This window comes from Burkholderia aenigmatica, assembly GCF_902499175.1.
In the GTDB taxonomy this organism is placed as follows: Bacteria; Pseudomonadota; Gammaproteobacteria; order Burkholderiales; family Burkholderiaceae; genus Burkholderia; species Burkholderia aenigmatica.
On sequence record NZ_CABVQC010000131.1, the window covers coordinates 1 to 6,293 of the forward strand.

Genomic DNA, 6,293 nt, shown 5'->3' on the forward strand with positions numbered 1-6,293 from the left:
CTCCAATGCAAACCAAAGTAGACGTTGGAGGCAGGCGATTCATTTACGTTCAATCAAGAATCGAACGCTACACTAGCTTCTCAACGGCCGTAACCTGCGCCGTCGCAAAGACGGCCCGAAATTCTGAGTTGGTCATGTTCTCGCAGATCGGTCGTAGGTCAACATCCGCGAACGTCTGCGATCCTGCAATGGTGTTCGTCGTCGTCTCAGCGACGGTGGTTTGGTTCCCCATCCTCTTAATCCTCGACTACAAGCGTCATTGTCTGCGCGCGTTCGGTTCGCACGCGCTCGGTACAACCCTGCCCATCGCTCACACCAGATGCAAGCACGTTTCCAGATCGATCTTTGATCCAATAGCGCACGTTACTTAACGGTTCCTTCGTTCGAACGTCGCGGATGACGAATTGATCGTCGTGGGTGCCGCGAGCGGGCGCGAACCGCTCGGGGGAGTATGCGACGTTACCGAAGTACGGCATCGCGTTATTGCGACCACCGTCGCCACCAATGAAAAACGTGCAGTCGGCACCTGCGATTAGTCGGTTTTGCCCGCACGGACAAAGTACCGGGTCGCCTTCAACCGCAACGCATCGGTTAGATGAGATAACACTGACAGCACTCCCGGCGATGGGGAACATACCTTCGCAATTTCCGCACGTCGCCCTATCGCCGTTTAATGCGGCGAGCCTGTCGCTAACGACGATGGACGACGTGCCTTCGACGACGATTCCGCCCGTTGTCGTCATGTCGCCAACTCTGATTACTCGCTTGCTCATGGTGTGTCCTCAATCGAAATCGGTAACGAACCATTCGCCGGATTCGGGATCATAGATCGCGTATTGATCGACTGCGGCCCCGGTGATTGCAATCGTCGGTGGCTTGCATGTCAGTGCTTCGGCCTCTGCGTCGGCTATCTGCTCTGCCGTCCACTTGCGCATCGCGTCAAGCGTTGCGCCGAACCCGGATAACCCGGCGCGCTGATAGGCAATTTCGATTCGCTCGACCACGTCATCCGGAAATTGGATCGTGAAATGGTCGCGCTGATCGAGCGGCACATCGAAGGAAGAAGCAAAGTAGACCATCAAGGGGTGTCCGGCATCGGACACAACCAGACGCCCCCCGGTCGCCGCATAGGCATAGTTCACGGCGACTGACAATCGGCCTTGCTGCTCGATGAAATGACGGGTATCGACTTGCCGAAAGTCGATCGACCAAAAATGGCCGTCGTTGCGCGTGAGCGCTCGGGAACCCATGACCGCATCAAGTGGAGAAAGGTAGGTGCAAATGAACGGATCACGCGTACAGATCATCCGCATGTTGCCGTTGTACGTCGGATCGATCACCTCGGGTGCATCGATCGGTGACGTGTATAGCTGCTGCACCATCGTATAGAGCTTGATCGAAGAATGAAGGAAGTACGGACATTCGGCATTTTCTCGTTGGGTCATAGGCTCAGATACCTTAGGCGTCGACTGACCATAGACATTCGCCGGTAAGAGTTTCCTTGTCTATAGGATGAGTACGATATTTATTCGCACTCCGACTCAATATTTGATCACGCGATGTTCAGCAAACGTCCCTCGACATGCCCGACGCCCCACCGAGCCCCAGCCCCGCCGCCCGCTGGATCAGCTCGACGTCGTTGTTCACGCCGAGCTTCTTCATCGCACTGATCTTCTGCGCGCTGACCGTCTGCTTGCCCTTGCTCAGACGCTGCGCGATCGTCTTGATCGGTACCCCCGCCAGATACAGGCGAATCACCTCGATCTCGCGCGCCGACAGCTTCACCGGCGCCTCGCCGCGCTCGCCGAAAGCATCGACCGCGCGCCTGACGAGCGGCGACAGGTAGCGCCCGCCGCTGTAGCTCGAATGAATGGCCGTGACGATATGGCCGACCTCGTCGAACTTGCTGACGATGCTCACGCCGCCGATCGCGTGGATCGACCCGAAGATCAGCGGATTCTCGTTCGCGACCAGCGCGACGATCCCGACGTTCGGACGCGTGCGGCGCAGCCAGTCGAACAGCGCAAGGCCGTCCATCTGCTCGTCTCCGGGGATCGCATAGTCGACCAGCACGACATCGCAGTCGACACCGCCAAGCGACGCGACCAGTTCGGCCACGCTCCGGTACACCCCGACGAGCTCGATCGCGCAGCCGCTGCCGGCGACCTGCTCGATGCCGGCCAGCGTCAACGGCCAGTCGTACGCGAAGACGACGCGAACATTGAATTTCCTCATGCGCAGTTCCAGGTGGTTCGTCGGCCGCGCGGCGCGGAACGCGCACGGCCGGTTTGGCGTTGAAAGGATGTTCGGGCTATTTTTAGCCTGAACGTCAATTCTATGAAGCCGCGCGCAAGCGGGATATCGGACGGCAACGGGATCGGCCGCCGGGGACGTAATACGAGTTTGATATTTGTGCCGGTTCGAGCGTCCGACTCATGGCGGCCGGTATCCGCGGACATCGGCCGGATGGCCAGCCTGGCGGGCCATCCGGGCCAAGCGACCGGCCAGCAGGTAAAATCGACGCCTTTGCATACCGCGCCGGGCCACCGGCGGCGAGCGACGCGCCGATGCCGGCCGCGCGCCACCGCCCGTTTGCCCGCTGCCCGTACCCCCGCTTTCCACATGACCGAATCCGACCTGCAATCCGACGACACCTCCATCCACGAAGACGGCCTCTGGCGCGACAACGGCTGGACGGCCCGCATCATCAAGAACGAAGACGACGACGGCTGGGCCGTCGAGATGATCAAGGACGGCGAGTCCGAGCCCGCGCTCGTCGGGCCGTGGACCATGGGCCGCGACAAGAAGAACCCGAAACCGATGGACGCGAACGCGTTCCGCACGCTCGTGAAGACCGCGACCGAGGTGCTGATGCGGCACGAGCAGCAGCGGCGCGCGATGCTGCACAAGGAAGTGACGGTTCAGGGCGACGACGACCAGGATGTGTCGGTGACGCTCGACATCGTGCCGGACGAGTTCGAACCGTACGCGCAGCTCAAGGCATTCGATCCGTACGGCGAGCTGCTGGCCGAAGCGAAGGTGTCGGCCGGATTCAAGCTCAACAAGGCCAGCGCCGAGCGCTGGGTCGCATCGGGCTTCGAGCGGCCGGCCTCCTGACGTTGCGCGCCGGGCCACGCGCTCAGGCGCTGACGCCCTGCCTGGCGCGCCGCAGCCGGCGCGCCGCCAGCTTGCGCCGCACGAGCTGCTCGAACTGTTGCGTCGCGACCTCCGGATCGCGCGCGGCCAGCCCGAGCGCGTTGCGCGCGAGCTGGATCGGCGTCAGCACGAGGCCCCACGGCAGCCCCCACCAGCCGAACGCGGCCGACGCCAGCAGCGCGACCGCCTGCTTCCGGCGGCCGCAACGCCGGCAGCACACATGGCGCCGCGTCGCCCAGCGCGTGACGAACAGCAACGACACGACGCGATGCGACGCATGGACATCGACCGGCCGGTCGTCGCGACGGCAGATCGGGCATGGCCCGTAACGCCAGTCGTGCACGTACTCCCAGACTTTCGCGTCGGGCACCCGTTCCGCCTCGACGACGATCGCATGCGCCCGGGCGCACGCCGGACGGCAATAGCGGCGGCCGTCGATCGACCGCCCGCCGACCAGGAACGTCCTGCCGCAGTGACTGCACTCTGCCACGGTAACCTCGGATAAGCGTGATGCGCCGCGTGCCGGCCGCGCGCGCATCGCTGCGCCGGCGGTCCGGACGGGCCGTTGCCTGTCTTAACGGCCGCCGTCGGGCGGTCTTGAGCGGCTGCGCTGCGCCGCGGCGCGTCAGCCGTGCAGCCCGTGGGCGGTCATCAGCCGATACAGCGTCGCGCGCGAGATGCCCAGCTCGGCCGCCACGTCCGCGTGCTGGTGGCGGTGCCGCAGCAGCGTTTCCTCGATCGCGTGCCGCTCGGCCTGCCGGCGCGCTTCCGCGAGCGTCGGCGGCTGCCGCGACGTGTACTGCTGCAGTTCGAGATCGGCGGCTGAGATCATCGGGCCGTTCGTCATCACGACCGCGAACCGGATCCGGTTGATCAGCTCGCGCACGTTGCCGGGCCACGGATAGTTGTGGATCGCTTCGATCGCGCACGGCATGAAGCCGCGAATCCGGTGCGAACTGTCGCCGCGATAGCGCCGCAGCACGTGGTCGGCGAGCAGCATGATGTCGCGGCCGCGGACGCGCAGCGGCGGCTCGTCGATGCGCAGCACGCACAGTCGGTAGTACAGGTCGGCACGGAACCTCCCCGCCTGCATCGCGGCCTCGAGATCGACGTGAGTCGCCGACACGATCCGCACGTCCACCGGAATCGACGCGTGCCCGCCGAGCCGCTCGATCGTGCCTTCCTGCAGGAAGCGCAGCAGGCTTGCCTGGCTTTCGAACGGCATGTCGCCGATTTCATCGAGAAACAGCGTGCCGCCGTGCGCAGCCTCGATCCGCCCTATTTTGCGCTGGTGCGCGCCCGTGAACGCGCCGCGCTCGTGGCCGAACAATTCGGCCTGCAGCAGCGTCGACGGAATGGCCGCGCAATTCACGGCGACGAACGGCGCCTCGGCGCGCAACGACTGCTGGTGGATCGCTGCCGCCGTCAGCTCCTTGCCGGTGCCGGATTCGCCAGCGATGAAGACGGTGGCATCCGTGTTCGCGACCTTGCGGATCGTCGCGAACAGCCGGCGCATCGCGTTGCACGAGCCGATCATCGTGCCGCCGGGGGGCGCCGCATCGGCGTCCGGGCTGCCGTCCGCGAGCTTCAGCATTCCGTACGCATGGCCGACCAGATAGCCGATCGTCGTGTACGCGGTCGCGTTGCGCACGTAGTCGAAGCAGCAGTGGCGAATCAGGCGCGCGATGGCGAGATCCCGCAGCCGCTCGTCGTCGGCGAGTGCGACCCAGCCGACGCGCGGGTCGCGCAGCAGCGCCTCGAACGACATGACGTCGGGCGACGCGAAGCCGCCGAAATCGACGATGCCCGCATGCGGACGGTTCGCCCTGACGAGATTCAGTGCGTCCGCAACGGTTTTCGCGCGCCACACGTCCCAGCCACGCGACGCGAGACAGTCGACGAGCGCGGCATCGGGCTGCTGCGACAGGTAGACGAGCGGCCGCGACGGTACGACATGGTTGCGCCGGACGGCGACGAACGGCGCCGTCCCCGCATCGCGTTCGAGATCCTGCGGGCCCGATACCCTGATCTGGCAGCAATAGTTCACGATGGCCTCGTCGCTTGGGTTGGTTGTCGAAACGGCCGTTGCCGGATCGCGCAGGGCGGGACATCGTGGTCCCGCGGCGCGGCGCCCGGCCGTCCTCGAGTTGACGTTTCGTTATCGGCAGAAAACGACGCGCTGTGTGTAGATTTGCGGCTCGACGACCGGCTTCGTGGAAGCGTTGAGGTCGTCACGATAGGCGCGGTAGGTCTTGCCGTTCACCGTGACTTCCGTCGCACGGGCCGTCTCGATCGAATTGAGCCCGTTGCGCTGCCACCCGCTCACCCGATCCGCCGCCGTCACGCTCGACTCGCCGGCGATCTTCTGCGTGATCGCGCTGCCGTCGCTCCATGGCTGCGTCTGCATGTCCTCGGCATGCTGCATCGCGCCGATCGTCTTGCCGGTCGGCGTCGGCCCGTTCTGCGCTTCGAACGGCGCACCACGGCCGTACACCGGCGATTGCCACGACGGTGCGTGCCCCTCCTCCGGCATCATGTAGATCATCTGCGGATCGCCGATCATCATCATCGGCGCGCATGCCGTGTTGTCGGCACGACCGAGCGTCGTCAGCGCCTGCTCGACGCTCACGGCGTTCGCGGCGGTCTGCTCGCCCAGGATCACGAAGACCGCCGGGTTCTGAAATACCGCCTGCGCTGCGGCTTGCGCGCTGTACAACAACAGAGCGACCAAAAAGATCCTCATGATTGAGGCCTCCTTGCATCCTCGTCGGGCAAAAAGAGGTGTTGACCTCGGGGATGGGACCAACACCCGTCAAACAGGAAACGACCGTCGGGCATCGGGTCCGAACGACGCCCGTGCGGCCGGCGTTCCGGTCGCACGGGCGTCCGACCCGCGTGCTTACGACGACGTGCTCGTCGAGATGACAGCCGGAGCCGGCACGACCGGGGCAACCGGGGCGGCCTGCTGGTCGACCGAAGCCGGCGGCAATCCTTGCGCCGGATCGGACAACGCCGGCATGTCGGCGGGCTGCGCAGCGGCCTCGTCCGGCACCTTCGCGTCGGCGCTCGGCTGGTCGGCCGGCGCAGCGGCGACGGCAGGCTGCGCGGCTTCCGGCGCGGGCGCTTCCGCGGCGACC

Annotated in this window: 7 protein-coding genes and 1 pseudogene; 1 reads left to right on the forward strand and 7 read right to left on the reverse strand. The window is 65.1% G+C overall.

Translation table 11 applies throughout. The annotated features are described in order from the left end of the window. Positions 1-236: 236 nt before the first annotated feature. The 3 genes from BDO18943_RS42015 to BDO18943_RS42025 all read right to left on the reverse strand — a co-directional run bounded on the left by BDO18943_RS42015 (position 237) and on the right by BDO18943_RS42025 (position 2,235). Positions 237-773, reverse strand: coding sequence for a PAAR domain-containing protein (locus tag BDO18943_RS42015; RefSeq protein WP_175026681.1), 537 nt, complete (start codon positions 771-773; stop codon positions 237-239). Between the two features lie 9 nt (positions 774-782). Beyond that, positions 783-1,445 carry a hypothetical protein gene (locus BDO18943_RS42020; RefSeq protein ID WP_175026682.1) on the reverse strand — a complete coding sequence of 221 codons (663 nt, stop codon included), beginning with the start codon at positions 1,443-1,445 and terminating at the stop codon, positions 783-785. 118 nt (positions 1,446-1,563) lie between these two features. Beyond that, positions 1,564-2,235 (reverse strand): LuxR C-terminal-related transcriptional regulator, encoded by a 672-nt coding sequence (locus BDO18943_RS42025; RefSeq protein WP_175026683.1) that lies wholly within the window; start codon positions 2,233-2,235, stop codon positions 1,564-1,566. A gap of 387 nt (positions 2,236-2,622) precedes the next feature. On the opposite strand from BDO18943_RS42025, the gene BDO18943_RS42030 reads away from it, so the two are divergent. Then, a complete protein-coding gene (locus BDO18943_RS42030) occupies positions 2,623-3,117 on the forward strand; it encodes a hypothetical protein (RefSeq protein WP_043179921.1) in 495 nt (164 codons plus the stop codon). Positions 3,118-3,139: 22 nt separating this feature from the next. Here BDO18943_RS42030 and BDO18943_RS42035 read toward each other — a convergent pair whose 3' ends face one another. The 4 genes and pseudogenes from BDO18943_RS42035 to BDO18943_RS42050 form a co-directional block, all read right to left on the reverse strand. Further along, positions 3,140-3,646 (reverse strand): hypothetical protein, encoded by a 507-nt coding sequence (locus BDO18943_RS42035; RefSeq protein ID WP_043179923.1) that lies wholly within the window; start codon positions 3,644-3,646, stop codon positions 3,140-3,142. Positions 3,647-3,781: 135 nt separating this feature from the next. Beyond that, positions 3,782-5,203: a sigma-54 dependent transcriptional regulator gene (locus tag BDO18943_RS42040; protein WP_043179926.1), complete on the reverse strand. Its 1,422-nt coding sequence runs from the start codon at positions 5,201-5,203 to the stop codon at positions 3,782-3,784. Positions 5,204-5,314: 111 nt separating this feature from the next. Then, a complete protein-coding gene (locus tag BDO18943_RS42045; RefSeq protein ID WP_175026685.1) occupies positions 5,315-5,899 on the reverse strand; it encodes a hypothetical protein in 585 nt (194 codons plus the stop codon). A 156-nt stretch (positions 5,900-6,055) separates the two neighbouring features. Further along, positions 6,056-6,293, reverse strand: a pseudogene (locus BDO18943_RS42050) (chemotaxis protein CheA); the annotation flags it as partial.